Source organism: Achromobacter sp. ESBL13 (genome assembly GCF_036668755.1).
Classification (GTDB): domain Bacteria; phylum Pseudomonadota; class Gammaproteobacteria; order Burkholderiales; family Burkholderiaceae_B; genus Achromobacter.
Genome location: NZ_JAZEVT010000006.1, coordinates 347,932 through 362,259, shown reverse-complemented (window position 1 = coordinate 362,259; position 14,328 = coordinate 347,932). Strand labels below are relative to the sequence as shown.

The following is a 14,328-nucleotide window of genomic DNA, read 5'->3' as shown; positions in this document are numbered from 1 at the left end:
GCAACTAACAGGATTCCAGGAGTCAATATGCAACTCAATCCCTCCGAGATCAGCGAACTGCTCAAGAGCCGCATCGAGGGCCTGGGCGCTTCGGCTGATGTCCGTACTCAGGGCACCGTCGTGTCCGTGACCGACGGTATTACCCGCATCCACGGCTTGTCCGACGTGATGCAGGGCGAAATGCTCGAATTTCCCAACAATGTTTTCGGTCTGGCGCTCAACCTCGAGCGCGATTCCGTCGGCGCCGTTATTCTGGGCGACTACACCGGCATCTCCGAAGGCGACCAGGTCAAGACGACCGGCCGCATTCTGGAAGTCCCGGTCGGTCCGGAACTGAAAGGCCGCGTGGTCAACACGCTGGGCGAGCCGATCGACGGCAAGGGCCCGGTCAACGCCAAAGAAACCGACATCATTGAAAAAGTGGCGCCTGGCGTTATCGCCCGCCGCTCGGTGTCGCAGCCGCTGCAAACCGGCGTCAAGGCTATCGACTCGATGGTGCCGATCGGCCGTGGCCAGCGCGAGCTGATCATTGGCGATCGCCAGACCGGCAAGACCGCCGTCGCTGTCGACACGATCATCAGCCAGAAGGGCAAGGGCGTCACCTGCGTGTACGTCGCTATCGGCCAGAAGGCTTCCACGATCAACAACGTGGTGCGCAAGCTGGAAGAGCACGGCGCGATGGAATACACCATCGTCGTGGCCGCTTCGGCTTCGGACTCGGCCGCCATGCAATACCTGGCCGCCTACGCCGGTTGCACGATGGGCGAATACTTCCGCGATCGTGGCGAAGACGCCCTGATCGTTTATGACGATCTGACCAAGCAAGCCTGGGCCTACCGCCAGGTGTCGCTGCTGCTGCGCCGTCCGCCGGGCCGCGAAGCCTACCCGGGCGACGTGTTCTACCTGCACTCGCGTCTGCTGGAACGTGCTGCCCGCGTGAACGAAGACTACGTCGAAAAGTTCACCAACGGCGCCGTCAAGGGCAAGACCGGTTCGCTGACCGCACTGCCGATCATCGAAACGCAGGCAGGCGACGTGTCCGCCTTCGTTCCGACCAACGTGATCTCGATCACCGACGGCCAGATCTTCCTGGAAACCGACCTGTTCAACGCCGGTGTCCGCCCCGCCATCAACGCCGGTATCTCGGTGTCGCGTGTGGGTGGTGCTGCGCAGACCAAGGTCGTCAAGAAGCTGTCCGGCGGTATCCGTACCGACTTGGCGCAGTACCGTGAACTGGCCGCCTTCGCGCAATTCGCTTCCGACCTGGACGACGCCACCCGTCGCCAGCTGGAACGCGGCAAGCGCGTGGTCGAACTGCTCAAGCAGCCGCAATACCAGCCGCTGCAAGTGTGGGAACTGGCCGTCACGCTGTACACGGTCAACAACGGCTACCTGGATGACGTGGACGTGGCCCAAGTGCTGTCGTTCGAGAAGTCGCTGAAGGATCAGCTGAAGGCCAAGCATGCGGCCATGATCCAGCGCATCGAAGACACCAAGGAACTGTCCAAGGACGACGAGGCCGAGCTGGCCACCGCCGTTCAGGAATTCAAGAAGCACGGTGCTTTTTAAGAAAGTGATGGGTTAGGCGTCTGCAACGCCTCACCCGTCCTTACCGGATGGTTGAGGCGTGAGCGGAACCCATCGGCCAGTCTTCACAGGAAAGCGCAATGCCCGGAATTAAGGAAATCCGAACCAAGATCAAGAGCGTGCAAAACACGCGCAAGATCACCAAGGCGATGGAAATGGTCGCCGCATCCAAAATGCGCAAGGCGCAGGAACGGATGCGTGCTGGTCGTCCGTACGCCACCAAGGTGCGCGAGATTGCTGCGCACCTGATGCAAGCCAACCCCGAGTACAGCCACCCGTACCTGGTCGAACGCGAAGTCAAGGCGGTCGGCGTGGTCATGGTGACGACTGACAAGGGTTTGTGCGGCGGCTTGAACACCAACATCACTCGCGTGACGTTGGGCAAGCTGAAAGAGTTCGAGAAAAACGGCATCGCCGTGCAAGCGACCGCTTTCGGCAACAAGGGCGTGGGTGTGCTGACCCGTATCGGCGCCAAACTGGTTTCCCAGGAAGTGCAACTGGGCGACAAGCCGCAACTGGACCGCCTGCTGGGCGCGATCAAGGTGCAGCTGGACGCCTACCTGGACGGCCGCATCGATGCGCTGTACGTGGCTTCGACCCGCTTCGTCAACACGATGAAGCAGGAGCCGCTGTTCCTGCGCCTGCTGCCGTTGGCCAGTGGTTTGGATGATCCGTACCAATCGGGTGCCGAAAGCCTGGCCAAGACGTCGGAAGTGAAGTCGGACTACAGCTGGGATTACATCTACGAACCCGACGCCCGTAGCGTGATCGACGACCTGCTGCAGCGTTACGTTGAAGGCCTGCTGTATCAAGCCGTGGCCGAGAACATGGCTTCGGAGCAGTCGGCCCGGATGGTCGCCATGAAGGCGGCGTCGGACAACGCCAAGAAGGTCATCGGAGAGCTGCAACTGGTCTACAACAAGACCCGTCAGGCCGCGATCACCAAAGAAATTTCGGAAATCGTAGGGGGCGCTGCCGCCGTTTAAGGCAGGCAGCTCCCGTCTAAAGCTATCAAGCAAGGAATCGACATGAGCAACGGAACCATCGTTCAGTGCATCGGCGCCGTGGTGGATATTCAGTTCCCCCGCGATCACATGCCCAAGATCTATGAGGCGCTTACCCTGGCCGACGACGAGTCCTCCTCGTTCGCCGAAAAGGGCCTGACGCTGGAAGTGCAGCAACAGTTGGGCGACGGCGTGGTGCGTACCATTGCGCTGGGCTCCAGCGACGGCCTGCGCCGCGGCATGAAGGTCACGGGCACTGGCGGCCCGATCTCGGTGCCGGTCGGCACCGGCACGCTGGGCCGCATCATGGACGTGCTGGGTCGTCCCATCGACGAAGCCGGCCCGATCCAGCACGAAGAAAAGCGTGGCATCCACCAATCGGCTCCCCGTTTCGACGAACTGTCGCCGTCGGTGGAACTGCTGGAAACCGGCATCAAGGTTATTGACTTGGTGTGCCCGTTCGCAAAGGGCGGCAAGGTCGGCCTGTTCGGCGGCGCCGGCGTGGGCAAGACCGTGAACATGATGGAACTCATCAACAACATCGCCAAGCAGCACAGCGGTTTGTCGGTGTTTGCCGGCGTGGGTGAACGTACCCGCGAAGGCAACGACTTCTACCACGAAATGGAAGAGTCGAACGTTCTGGACAAGGTTGCGATGGTGTTCGGTCAGATGAACGAACCCCCGGGCAACCGTCTGCGCGTGGCGCTGACCGGCCTGACGATGGCCGAGAAGTTCCGTGACGAAGGCCGCGACATCCTGTTCTTCGTGGACAACATCTACCGCTACACGTTGGCCGGTACCGAAGTGTCCGCACTGCTGGGCCGTATGCCGTCGGCCGTGGGCTACCAGCCCACGCTGGCTGAAGAAATGGGCAAGCTGCAAGAGCGCATCACGTCGACCAAGACGGGCTCGATCACGTCCATCCAGGCCGTGTACGTCCCTGCGGACGACTTGACCGATCCGTCGCCTGCCACGACCTTCCAGCATTTGGACTCCACCGTCGTGCTGTCGCGTGACATCGCTTCGCTGGGTATCTACCCGGCCGTGGATCCGCTGGATTCGTCCAGCCGCCAGCTCGACCCGCAAGTCGTGGGCGAAGAGCACTACGCCGTTGCGCGTGGCGTGCAGCAAACGCTGCAACGCTACAAGGAACTGCGCGACATCATCGCGATTCTGGGCATGGACGAACTGTCGCCGGAAGACAAGCAGGCCGTGGCCCGCGCGCGTAAGATCCAGCGCTTCCTGTCGCAGCCGTTCCACGTGGCTGAAGTGTTTACCGGCTCGCCCGGCAAGTACGTTCCGCTGGCCGAAACCATCCGTGGTTTCAAGATGATCGTGAACGGCGAGTGCGATGCCCTGCCGGAACAGGCCTTCTACATGGTCGGTTCGATCGACGAGGCCTTCGAGAAGGCCAAGAAACTGCAATAAGGAACCGATATGGCTACCCTGCATGTGGATGTCGTCAGCGCAGAGGAAGCGATCTTCTCCGGTGAGGCGAAGTTCGTGGTGCTGCCTGGCGAAGCGGGTGAACTGGGCATCTTGCCCGGCCACACCCCGCTGATTTCGCGCATACGCCCCGGTACGGTCAAGATCGTTCGTGCCGACCAAGGCGAGGAAAACATCTTCGTCGCCGGGGGCATTCTGGAAGTGCAGCCGGGCAGCGTGACGGTTTTGGCCGACACCGCTATCCGTGCTTCCGACCTGGACGAAGCCCGCGCCGTGGAAGCTCGCAAGAAGGCCGAAGAGGCCCTGGCGAACGCCAAGGACAAGGCTGACATCGCAGTTGTCGAAGCGGAACTCGCCATGCTGGCTGCGCAAGCCATCGCGGCGCGCAAGCTGCGCCAAGGCGGTCGTTCGCACTAAGCGGCACAGCAGTACACGCCGGGTTCGCCCGGATCGAAAAAAGCGGCCCCTGGCCGCTTTTTTCATGCGCGCTCCGCTTGCAGCGGCTTGCCGCAATGCCGCTGACGGGGCGACCGCAATGCGTTCGATACGAATAGCTGGGCCGCAACGGCAACAGTAGCCTTCAACTTTGCCTGACAAGCCAAGGGGAAAGCGGTGCGACAAGTCCTGGATTGCGGGGTGCTGCTGGCGCCCGGCCACGAGGCCGCCATGCGCGACTGGGTGGCGCGTCATCAAAGCGGGTTGCCCCGCGTACGCCTGCATCTGGTGCCGATGGATGCAACGCCTGCCGCCACGCGTACAAGCGCCGCGCAGCCCACCGCGGGGTACATCGCGGCGCCGCCGGCAGACGGGGCACCGGACGTCCAGGTGCTGGCGCGCATGGCGGTGGCGCTGCGTCGCTATGACAGCTGCGTCCTGCCGGTGGCGCCCTGGTCGGTGGCGTGGGCGCGCACGGCGCTGTCGATGGCTGGCGCGGATCTGACGACACCATTGTTGCTGCTGATGGACGATATGAAGGCGCCCGCCATTGAAGACTTGCTGGGCCTGGGCGCCACCGACTTCATGGCTCAGCCCGCCTGCCTGGAAAGCATGCGGGTGCGGCTGGGCCGCCTGTGCCGGCCGGTGGCGGGCCGGCTGTCTCCTTGGCAGCAGCAGCGCGTGTCCCAGGTGCAGGAATCCGCAGCCAACTATCTGGCGCCCGGTGACGGCGCGGGCTTGCCGCCACATGCGCCGCGGCCGCGCGTGGCGCCCGACGTGCTGGAACAGGGCCTGGCCAGCTTGCGCGACCCCCGGCGGCTACCGGCGCACGAAGCGTTTCGCTTGGCGAAGTCGCGGGTGGTGGCCGGGTTTGAGCGCGATTACATTCACCACGCGCTGTCGCGTCACGGCGGTAATGTGGCGCAGGCGGCGCGCGCGTCCGCCAAGCATCGGCGGGCCTTCTGGGCGCTGATGCGCAAACATGGCATCGACGCGGCCCCGTTTCGCCGAGCCGCGCAATTGCGCGGCCTGCGTCCTTGAACGGCGCGCTGGTGCCCCCATTTGCGCGTTGGCAAGCAGCGTGTGCGGGCTTGCCGCTGCTTGCCGCCCAAGGGAAGTAAAATCACGGCTTCCGATCAACGAGGATAGTCGTGTCTGCTTCCAGCTTGAAGAACGATGTGTTCTTGCGCTCGCTTTTGCGCGAGCCCGTGCCCTATACCCCGATCTGGCTGATGCGCCAGGCGGGTCGCTACCTGCCGGAGTACCGCGCCACGCGGGCCCGCGCAGGCTCTTTCATGGGCCTGGCTCAGAACCCGGACTACGCCATGGAAGTCACGTTGCAGCCGCTTGCGCGCTTCGACCTGGATGCGGCCATTCTGTTTTCCGACATCCTGACCGTGCCGCATGCCATGGGCCTGGGCCTGGATTTCGCGGAAGGCGAGGGCCCGCGCTTCGCGCACCCGGTGCGCGATGAGCAAGACGTGGCCCGCCTGGCGGTGCCCGACATGGACAAGCTGCGCTACGTGTTTGACGCGGTCAGCGTGATCCGCCGCGAGTTGGACGGCAAGGTGCCGCTGATCGGCTTTGCGGGCAGCCCGTTCACCATTGCCTGTTATATGGTCGAGGGCAAGGGCAGCGACGACTACCGCCTGATCAAGACAATGCTGTATTCGCGGCCCGATCTGCTGCACCGCATCCTGGAGATCAACGCCGAGGCCACGCTGCAATACCTGAACGCGCAGATCGCCGCGGGCGCGCAAGCCGTCATGTTGTTCGACAGCTGGGGCGGTGTGTTGGCGGACGGCCTGTTCCAGCAGTTTTCGCTGGCGTATACCAAGCGCGTCGTCGACGGCCTGACTCGCGAACATGAAGGTCGGCGCGTGCCGGTCATCGTGTTCACCAAGGGCGGCGGGCAGTGGCTTGAGCAGATCGCAGCGTGTGGTTGTGACGCGGTGGGGCTGGACTGGACGGTGGACCTGGCCGCCGCCCGCCGCCGCACCGGTGACTCCGTGGCCTTCCAGGGCAACCTGGACCCGATGGCGCTGTTTGGCGGCGGCCCCGCCATTCGCGCCGAAGCGCGCCGGGTGCTCGACGCTTTCGGGCCGGTGGGCAAGGGCGGCCACGTGTTCAACCTGGGACACGGAATCTCGCGCTTCACTCCGCCAGAAGCCGTAGCCGAACTGGTTGAAGAAGTCCACCAACATAGCCGCTCGCTGCGCGGGTAAGTGAGTGAACGCTTCGGTCCGCAGGGCCGAAGTTCTAGGGCCCCGGCAAGGACTTGTGCACAGCAAGAATTTGCTCGGGGAAAACCCTTTAGAAGCTAGTTTACAATCTTGGAACATTGCATAGACCCTTGTTTTTAAAAGGAAAAAGCGAGTTTTCTACCGGATTGCTCCCGGCCGGGCAATCTAGGCTTATTCCGAAAGTTGATGTTGCCCCAGCCTTTTCCCCAAAGTTATCCACAGGCGTCGATAGAGTCGCTGCGCGCATCCGGGCCCCAATTTCCCGGCCGCCCCACCGACCGTTGACCCTCATCCCTTCGGATTAATCCTTCCCCGTGACACCCACCTGCCTCCATGTCTGATTTGCTGCCCAGCCCGCCCGCCGAAGCCGTTTGCTGGGTGCGCGTGGCGCTGGATGTGCCGTTGCCCGGCCCGTTCGACTATCGCAGCGATGCGCCCGTTGCCGTGGGCTTGCGGGTCATCGTTCCGTTTGGCCGGCGCAAGATGATCGGGGTGGTGGTGGAGAACCCGGCGCAGCCGTCCTACGACCCCAAGCAGATCCGGCCGATTGAACAGGTGCTGGACGACCTGCCCCCGTTTGACGAGGACTGGTTGCGGCTGGCGCGCTTTGCCGCGGACTACTACCAGCGGCCGTTGGGCGAAGTCATGTTGCCGACCTTGCCCCCGCCGCTGCGCAAGCCCACGGCGTATCAAGGCAAGCGCTCGGCCGGTGGCCCCGTCACCCGCCTGGACAACCGCAAGCGCAAGCCGGTGCGTACGCCTGCCAAGGCTGACCAGCCGCCCGAACTGAACGACGCGCAGCTTGCCGCGGTGGACGCCATCGGCGCGCTGACCGCTTTCAAACCCGTGCTGCTGCATGGCGTGACGGGCAGCGGCAAGACCGAGGTCTACCTGCGCGCCGCCGAAAAAGTACTGGGCCAGGGCCGCCAGGTTCTGCTGATGGTCCCGGAAATCAATTTGACGCCGCAGCTTGAAGCCGCGTTGCGCGCGCGCCTGGAAGCGTTGGTGGGGCCGGACGGGCTGGCGGTCATGCACAGCGGGCTGTCCGACGGCGAACGCTTGCAGGCCTGGGCGCGCGCCCAGCGAGGCGAAGCGCGCATGCTGCTGGGCACGCGCATGTCGATCTTCGCGCCGCTTGGCAAGCTGGGCCTGATCGTGGTCGATGAAGAGCACGACGCGTCCTACAAGCAGCAGGACGGGCTGCGCTATTCGGCGCGCGATCTTGCCGTGTGGCGCGCGCACGACCTGAACATCCCCGTGGTGCTCGGCTCTGCCACGCCGTCCCTGGAAACCTGGCAGCATGCCGAGCGCGGTCGCTACCTGCGCCTGACGCTGCCGGGGCGCGCGCGTTCCAGCACGTTGCCGTCGATGCGGCTGGTGGACACGCGCCGGTTGCAAATGAAGCACGGCATGTCGCCGCAACTGCTGGACGCCATCGGACAGCGGCTGGAACGCAAGGAACAGTCGCTGATCTTCCTGAACCGGCGCGGCTATTCCCCCGTGCTGCATTGCCAGTCTTGCGCGTGGGTCAGCAATTGCCCGCGCTGCACCGCGTTTACCGTGCTGCATCGCACGGACGGACGCGGGCATCGCTTGCAGTGCCACCATTGCGGCTACCAGGCGCCGGTGCCACGCGCATGCCCGGAATGTGGCGACCAGGATCTGGCCCCCATGGGCCGGGGCACCCAGCGCGTCGAAGAGCATCTGGCTGAACTGTTCCCCGAGGCGCGCATCCTGCGTATCGACGCCGACAGCACACGCAAGAAGGGCAGCGCCGAGGCGCTGTTCGCGTCCGTGCATGCGGGCGAGGTCGACATTCTGGTCGGCACGCAGATGGTGGCCAAGGGCCACGATTTTGCGCGCTTGGGGTTGGTGGGCGTGCTTAATTCAGACTCGATGCTGTTCGCGCACGATTTTCGCGCGCCCGAACGGCTGTTTGCCCAGCTGATGCAGGTGGCCGGCCGCGCGGGACGCCATCAGGGCAACGGCGAAGTGCTGATCCAGACCGGTTATCCCGAGCAGCCCGTGTACCAGGCGCTGTTGCGCCACGACTACGCGGGCTTTGCGCGCCACGCCTTGCATGAACGCGAAAGCACCGGCTTGCCGCCATTTGTGTATCAGGCCCTGCTGACCGCCGAGGCGCGCGAACTGAAAGTGGCGCAAGCCTTCCTGGAGCGCGCCCGCGTGTTGCCCGAAGGGGAATGGGCGGCCGACTTTCCCGGCCTGGACGCCATCATGCTGTATGACCCGGTGCCGCTGCGCGTGGTGCGCGTGGCCAACATCGAACGCGCGCAGTTGTTGGTGGAAAGCAGCAGCCGCCCGGCCTTGCAGGCATTCCTGGCGTCGTGGTCGCACCACCTGCCGTACATCGCCAACGAGGCGCGCGTGCGCTGGCAATTGGAGGTGGATCCGCTTGAAATCTAGTTGCGGCCTGCCCTCATGCGCCGGCCAGGCGATTGTTCTATGATCTTCTTCCTCTATCGCGCTGGCGCGGCAGGCGCTTGGCGCCTGCGCCCGTTTTAAAGCTCAACATGTCCGCTAGCGAATCCATTGCCCAAGGTATGAACCCCGCTCAACGCGAGGCGGTGCTGTACCTGGACGGCCCCTGCCTGGTGCTGGCCGGCGCCGGCAGCGGAAAGACGCGGGTGATTACTCAGAAAATCGCGTATCTGCTGCGTGAGTGTGGCTACATGGGCCGCAACGTGGTGGCGCTGACCTTCACCAACAAGGCGGCGCGCGAGATGGACGAGCGCGTCAAGACGCTGGTGGACCGCAAGCTTTCCAAGGGCCTGATCATCAGCACGTTTCACTCGCTGGGCGTGAAGATGCTGCGCGAGGAAGCGCGCAACGCCGGCCTGAAGCCCACGTTCTCCATCCTGGATGCCGACGACGCCATGTCCATCATCCAGGAGTTGCTGGCCACCACCGACAAGGCCCGGCTGCGGCACGTGCAGGGCATCATTTCGCTGTGGAAGAACGCGCTGCTGGAACCCGACGACGCCGCGCGCGAAGCCGTCACGCCGGGCGACGTGGAAGCCGCCAACATCTACCGCAGCTACGCCGCCACGCTGGCCGCGTATCAGGCCGTGGATTTCGATGACCTGATCCGCATCCCCGCGCTGCTGCTGTCCAGCAACGAAGAGGTGCGCACGCGTTGGCAGAACCGCGTGCGCTACCTGCTGGTGGATGAATACCAGGACACCAACGTGTGCCAGTACCGCCTGGTGCAGTTGCTGACGGGCTCGCGTGCCATGTTCACGGCGGTGGGCGACGACGACCAGGCCATCTACGCCTGGCGCGGCGCCACGATCGAAAACCTGGCCAAGCTGACCACCGACTACCCGAACATCAAGCTCATCAAGCTGGAACAGAACTACCGCTCGGTGCAGCGCATTCTGGCCGCCGCCAACGCGGTCATTGAAAAGAACCCCAAGCTTTTCGAAAAAAAGCTGTGGTCCGATCTGGGCGTGGGCGAACCCATCCTGGTGTCGGCCATGGACGGCGAAGAACAGGAAGCAGAATCCATCGCCATGAAAGTGTCGGCCTCGCGCTTCGAGCGCCAGGCGCAGTGGAAAGATTTCGCCATCCTGTATCGCAGCAATCACCAGTCGCGCATTCTTGAGCAGGCGCTGCGCAACCTGAAGATTCCGTACACCATCTCGGGCGGGCAAAGCTTTTTCGACAAGGCCGAAGTGCGGGATGTGTTGGCGTACCTGCGGCTGCTGGCCAACGACGATGACGACCCCGCGTTCATCCGCGCGGCCACCACGCCCAAGCGCGGCATCGGCCAGGCCACGTTGCAGGTGCTGGGCCAGTACGCCGCCACGCGCGAATTGTCGCTGCTGGCCGCCGTGGCGGAGACAGGGCTGGAAAGCCTGTTGGCGCCGCGCCAGCTGGACCCGTTGCGCACCTTTGCCGAATTCATTCGCCGCATGCAATGGCGCGCCGGCCGCGGCGCCGCTTCCGGCAAGGACGCCGCGCCCGCCGAGCCGGCCGGTGTCATCCTGGATGACCTGGTGGAAGCCATCCAGTACGAACGCCACCTGTTCGAACTGTTCGAAGAGCGCCCCGCGCAAACGCGTTGGCAGAACGTGTTGGAACTGACCGGCTGGCTCAAGCGCAAGGCCGAGGAGGACAACATGTCGCTGTTTGATCTGGTGCAGCACGTGGCGCTGGTGACGATGCTGGAACGCGGTGAAGAAGACGAGCCCGACGCGGTCAAGATGTCTACCTTGCACGCGTCCAAGGGGCTGGAGTATCCGCACGTGTACCTGGCGGGCGTCGAGGAAGGCTTGCTGCCGCACTTGGGCAAGGACGACGAAGTGGGTGACCCGGCCCGCGCCGCCGAGAACCTGGCCACGCGCATTCAGGAAGAACGGCGCTTGATGTACGTGGGCATCACGCGCGCGCAGCGCAGCCTGAACCTTAGCTGGTGCAAGCGCCGCCGCCGCGCGCGTGAAGACCTGGTGCGCGAGCCTTCGCGGTTCATCGAAGAAATGGGATTGGGCGACGTGCGTTTGCAGGAAGACGAAGCCACCGCCGCGATGAACCCCAAGGAACGCATGGCGATGTTGAAAGCGCTGTTGAAGAAATAGCGGGAAAGCCGCATGCCTGCCCCGCTTAAAGACGACGTCCGCTATCTGCCGGTGCGCGGCACGCCGGGGCTGGTGCTGGGGCAGGCGCGGCTTTGCCAGTTTGAGTTTGACCGCCACTATCACGAGGACTATCACATTGGTCTGGTGACGCAGGGCGTGCAGCGGCAGTGCTTTCGCGGGCAGAGCATTTTGCTGGGGCCGGGCGGCATCGCGCTGATGCCGCCCGGTGAAATCCATGATGGCTCGGGCGCGGGCGAGCACGGCGCGGCTTATGTGTTGAAGACGTTCCGTATCTCGGCGGCGCTGATGCGCACCTGCATTGAAGACGTTTCCGCTACCGCCGCGCAGGAACGGTTCCTTGGCACGCTGGTGCAGGACGCGGACCTTGCGCGGCGCTTCATGGCTTTGCACAACGTGTGGATGTCCGGTGCGGCGGACGAGCCGCTGGCGCGGCAAGCGCAGGCACTGAGCGTGATGGCCGACCTGTTCGTGCGCACGCGCACCGTCAAGCCGCAAGTGGTCAAGGGCGGCTTGTCGGCCGCGCATCAACGGGCCGTGCGCGATTACTGCCTGGCGCATCTTGCCGACAAGATTTCATTGGACGACCTGGCCCGGCTTTGCGGGCTGAGCCGCTTTCAGTTTCTACGACGTTTTACGCACAGCACGGGGTTGACGCCGCACGCGTGGTTGGTCCGACTGCGCCTGGAACGCGCCTGCGCGGCGCTGGCCGGCGCGCGCCTGTCGGTGGCCGAGGTGGCCGCCGACGTGGGCTTCTATGACCAAAGCCATTTCAACCGCGCCTTCCGCGCCGCCTACGGGGCACCGCCGTCGGCGTATCAGCCGTCGGCATAGGCCGACCGCGAAAACGACGCGGGCGCTCGGCGCGCGCTGGCCGGCTGGCGGCCAACGTAATTGTTGCCGGTCTCAGCCCACCCGAGCGCGCAACGCGGACAGGAAATGATCCACATCCTGTTCCTTGGTGGCAAAGGACGTCACCAGGCGCACGACGCCCGGGCCCCAGCGGTCGTGATAGAAGCGAAAGCCGTCAGCCAGCAGCCCGTCGATGGCGGCGGTGGGCAGCTGGCAGAACAGGATGTTGGCGTCCGCCTTGCCTTGCATCGCGACGCCGGGCAAGCCTTGCATGCCGGCCGCCAGCCGCGCAGCCATGGCGTTGGCCTGGCGCGCGTTGCGCAGCCAAAGGTCATTGTCCAGATACGCCTGCATCTGCGCCGACAACAGCCGCATCTTTGAAAACAGATGGCCGCCACGCTTGCGCCTGAACGCCAGTTCCTGCGCGCGTTCGGGCTTGAACAGCACGATGGCCTCGGCTCCCAGCACGCCGTTCTTGGTTGCGCCGAACGACAGGATTTCGACGCCCGCCTTCCACGTCATTTCCGCCGGCGTGCAATCCAGGCTGACCAGCGCGTTGGCAAAGCGGGCGCCGTCCATGTGCAGGGGCAGCCCCGCATCGCGGCAGACGCCGCTGATGGCCTGGATCTCGTCCAGGGTGTAGACGCTGCCTGTCTCCGTGGCCTGGGTGATGCTGACGCAAGACGGCTGGACGGTGTGCACGTCGCCCACCTTGCGGCGCGCGTGGTCCGCAAGCTGGACGGGGTCGATCTTGGCATTGTCGCCGCCCAGCAGGGTCAGGCGGGCGCCGTTGGTGTAGAACTCGGGCGCGCCGCATTCATCGTTGGCGATATGGCTTTGCGTGTGGCACAGCACCGCGCCCCAGGGCGGCGTCAGCGTGGCAAGGCTGAGTGAATTGGCCGCGGTGCCCGTGGGCACCAGCAACACGTCCACCTCGTGTTCAAAGATGTCGGCAAGGCGGCGCTGCACGTTCAGCGTGCCGTCATCGCCGCCATAGGCCGGGGCCTGCCCGGCGTTGGCGCGCAGCAGCGCGTCCATGACCTCGGGGCTGGCGCCTGCAATGTTGTCGCTGGAAAAGCCCATTTGCAGGGCGGGGACGGATAAGGGCGTGTTCACGATGGGGTTCCGGCTTATTGGGCAAAAGCGTCACTGTGCCGGGGTGCGCGCCGCCAGGCTTGTAGAAAATTGCGGCTGGCTTCTACACTGGGAAAATCCGTCTTGAAGGAGCGCATCATGTGTCGTTGGCTGGCTTACACCGGTAGTCCCTTGCAGATGGAAAGCGTGCTGTTCAAAGCCAAGCATTCGCTGATCGACCAAAGCCTGCACGCGCGGCTGGGCGCCACCACGACCAACGGCGACGGCTTCGGGCTGGGCTGGTACAGCCGACCGTACGATGGCCACATCGAGCCGCCGTTTCGATACCGCAGCGTGCACCCCGCCTGGAACGACCGTAATCTGCGCGAAGCGGCGCGCGCCATCCACGCGCCTTTATTCGTGGCGCACATCCGCGCCGCCACCGACACGCCCGCCCAAGAAACCAACTGCCATCCGTTTCGCCACGGGCAGTGGCTGTTCGTGCACAACGGGGTCATTCGCGACTATCCGCTGCTGCGCCGCGACCTGATGCTGATGATCGCGCCCGCCTATTTCGGCTCATTGGAAGGGTCCACCGATTCGGAAGTGATGTTTCTGCTGGCGCTGACCTTCGGCCTGGACGAAGACCCTATCCGCGCGCTGGCCCGCATGGTGGGTGCCGTGGAAGAGACGGGCCGCCGCCACGGCGTGACGCATCCGATCAACATGACGGTGTGCGCGCTGGACGGGCACCGGCTGATTGCGGTGCGTTATTCCAGCGAGGCGGAATCGCGCACGCTGTTCCACAACACCTGCGTGCGCCATTTGCGCGAGCTATATCCGGAAGACCCGCAGATCGCCGCGCTGGACGAGAACGCGTTCTTGCTGCTGTCCGAACCCTTGAGCGAGATGCCCGGCGTCTGGGAAGAGGTGCCCGAGGCCACCGCGATCATCGCCGGGGGCGGCGACGTGCGGCATTACCCGTTTGCGCCGATTGCGCCGGGGCCGTGACCCGGCCGCTGATCCCGCGTGAAACCGCCGGATTGCACCAGAAATCAGCGAAATTGGCCGATA

The 14,328-nt window shown here is 64.5% G+C and carries 11 protein-coding genes; 10 read left to right on the top strand and 1 reads right to left on the bottom strand.

Annotation, left to right across the window (positions count from 1 at the left end; genetic code table 11):
• The first annotated feature begins 27 nt into the window (after nucleotides 1–27).
• The 9 genes from atpA (at nucleotide 28) to V6F88_RS22945 (ending at nucleotide 12,162) form a co-directional block, all read left to right on the top strand.
• Nucleotides 28–1,569 carry a F0F1 ATP synthase subunit alpha gene (gene atpA, locus V6F88_RS22985; protein ID WP_006217061.1) on the top strand — a complete coding sequence of 514 codons (1,542 nt, stop codon included), beginning with the start codon at nucleotides 28–30 and terminating at the stop codon, nucleotides 1,567–1,569.
• 98 nt (nucleotides 1,570–1,667) lie between these two features.
• Nucleotides 1,668–2,573, top strand: coding sequence for a F0F1 ATP synthase subunit gamma (gene atpG / locus V6F88_RS22980; RefSeq protein WP_332612473.1), 906 nt, complete (start codon nucleotides 1,668–1,670; stop codon nucleotides 2,571–2,573).
• Nucleotides 2,574–2,615: 42 nt separating this feature from the next.
• On the top strand, nucleotides 2,616–4,019 hold the full coding sequence (gene atpD / locus V6F88_RS22975) for a F0F1 ATP synthase subunit beta (protein WP_332612472.1): 1,404 nt from the start codon (nucleotides 2,616–2,618) through the stop codon (nucleotides 4,017–4,019).
• Nucleotides 4,020–4,028: 9 nt separating this feature from the next.
• On the top strand, nucleotides 4,029–4,454 hold the full coding sequence (locus V6F88_RS22970; RefSeq protein ID WP_006217064.1) for a F0F1 ATP synthase subunit epsilon: 426 nt from the start codon (nucleotides 4,029–4,031) through the stop codon (nucleotides 4,452–4,454).
• 195 nt (nucleotides 4,455–4,649) lie between these two features.
• Nucleotides 4,650–5,513: a helix-turn-helix domain-containing protein gene (locus tag V6F88_RS22965; protein ID WP_332612470.1), complete on the top strand. Its 864-nt coding sequence runs from the start codon at nucleotides 4,650–4,652 to the stop codon at nucleotides 5,511–5,513.
• A gap of 110 nt (nucleotides 5,514–5,623) precedes the next feature.
• Entirely contained in the window at nucleotides 5,624–6,697 is a 1,074-nt protein-coding gene (gene hemE / locus V6F88_RS22960) for a uroporphyrinogen decarboxylase (protein WP_046806627.1), read from the top strand.
• A 351-nt stretch (nucleotides 6,698–7,048) separates the two neighbouring features.
• On the top strand, nucleotides 7,049–9,139 hold the full coding sequence (locus V6F88_RS22955; protein WP_332612467.1) for a primosomal protein N': 2,091 nt from the start codon (nucleotides 7,049–7,051) through the stop codon (nucleotides 9,137–9,139).
• A gap of 107 nt (nucleotides 9,140–9,246) precedes the next feature.
• Complete coding sequence (locus V6F88_RS22950) at nucleotides 9,247–11,310, top strand: UvrD-helicase domain-containing protein (RefSeq protein ID WP_046806625.1); 2,064 nt, start codon at nucleotides 9,247–9,249, stop codon at nucleotides 11,308–11,310.
• Nucleotides 11,311–11,322: 12 nt separating this feature from the next.
• Nucleotides 11,323–12,162, top strand: a complete 840-nt coding sequence (locus V6F88_RS22945) for an AraC family transcriptional regulator (protein WP_332612465.1) — start codon at nucleotides 11,323–11,325, stop codon at nucleotides 12,160–12,162.
• Between the two features lie 72 nt (nucleotides 12,163–12,234).
• On the opposite strand, the gene V6F88_RS22940 is transcribed toward V6F88_RS22945, so the two are convergent.
• On the bottom strand, nucleotides 12,235–13,296 hold the full coding sequence (locus V6F88_RS22940; protein ID WP_332612463.1) for a threonine aldolase family protein: 1,062 nt from the start codon (nucleotides 13,294–13,296) through the stop codon (nucleotides 12,235–12,237).
• A 117-nt stretch (nucleotides 13,297–13,413) separates the two neighbouring features.
• Between V6F88_RS22940 and V6F88_RS22935 the strand changes: the two genes are divergently transcribed.
• Nucleotides 13,414–14,265 (top strand): class II glutamine amidotransferase, encoded by an 852-nt coding sequence (locus V6F88_RS22935; protein ID WP_046806622.1) that lies wholly within the window; start codon nucleotides 13,414–13,416, stop codon nucleotides 14,263–14,265.
• The last annotated feature ends 63 nt before the right edge of the window (nucleotides 14,266–14,328 follow it).

What these genes read in the sequence shown, in the direction of transcription:
- V6F88_RS22950 (WP_046806625.1), top strand. Translation starts at nt 9,247, where the DNA reads ATGTCCGCTAGCGAATCCATTGCCCAAGGTATGAACCCCGCTCAACGC.
- V6F88_RS22935 (WP_046806622.1), top strand. Translation starts at nt 13,414, where the DNA reads ATGTGTCGTTGGCTGGCTTACACCGGTAGTCCCTTGCAGATGGAAAGC.
- atpD (WP_332612472.1), top strand. Translation starts at nt 2,616, where the DNA reads ATGAGCAACGGAACCATCGTTCAGTGCATCGGCGCCGTGGTGGATATT.
- V6F88_RS22955 (WP_332612467.1), top strand. Translation starts at nt 7,049, where the DNA reads ATGTCTGATTTGCTGCCCAGCCCGCCCGCCGAAGCCGTTTGCTGGGTG.
- V6F88_RS22945 (WP_332612465.1), top strand. Translation starts at nt 11,323, where the DNA reads ATGCCTGCCCCGCTTAAAGACGACGTCCGCTATCTGCCGGTGCGCGGC.
- atpA (WP_006217061.1), top strand. Translation starts at nt 28, where the DNA reads ATGCAACTCAATCCCTCCGAGATCAGCGAACTGCTCAAGAGCCGCATC.
- atpG (WP_332612473.1), top strand. Translation starts at nt 1,668, where the DNA reads ATGCCCGGAATTAAGGAAATCCGAACCAAGATCAAGAGCGTGCAAAAC.
- V6F88_RS22970 (WP_006217064.1), top strand. Translation starts at nt 4,029, where the DNA reads ATGGCTACCCTGCATGTGGATGTCGTCAGCGCAGAGGAAGCGATCTTC.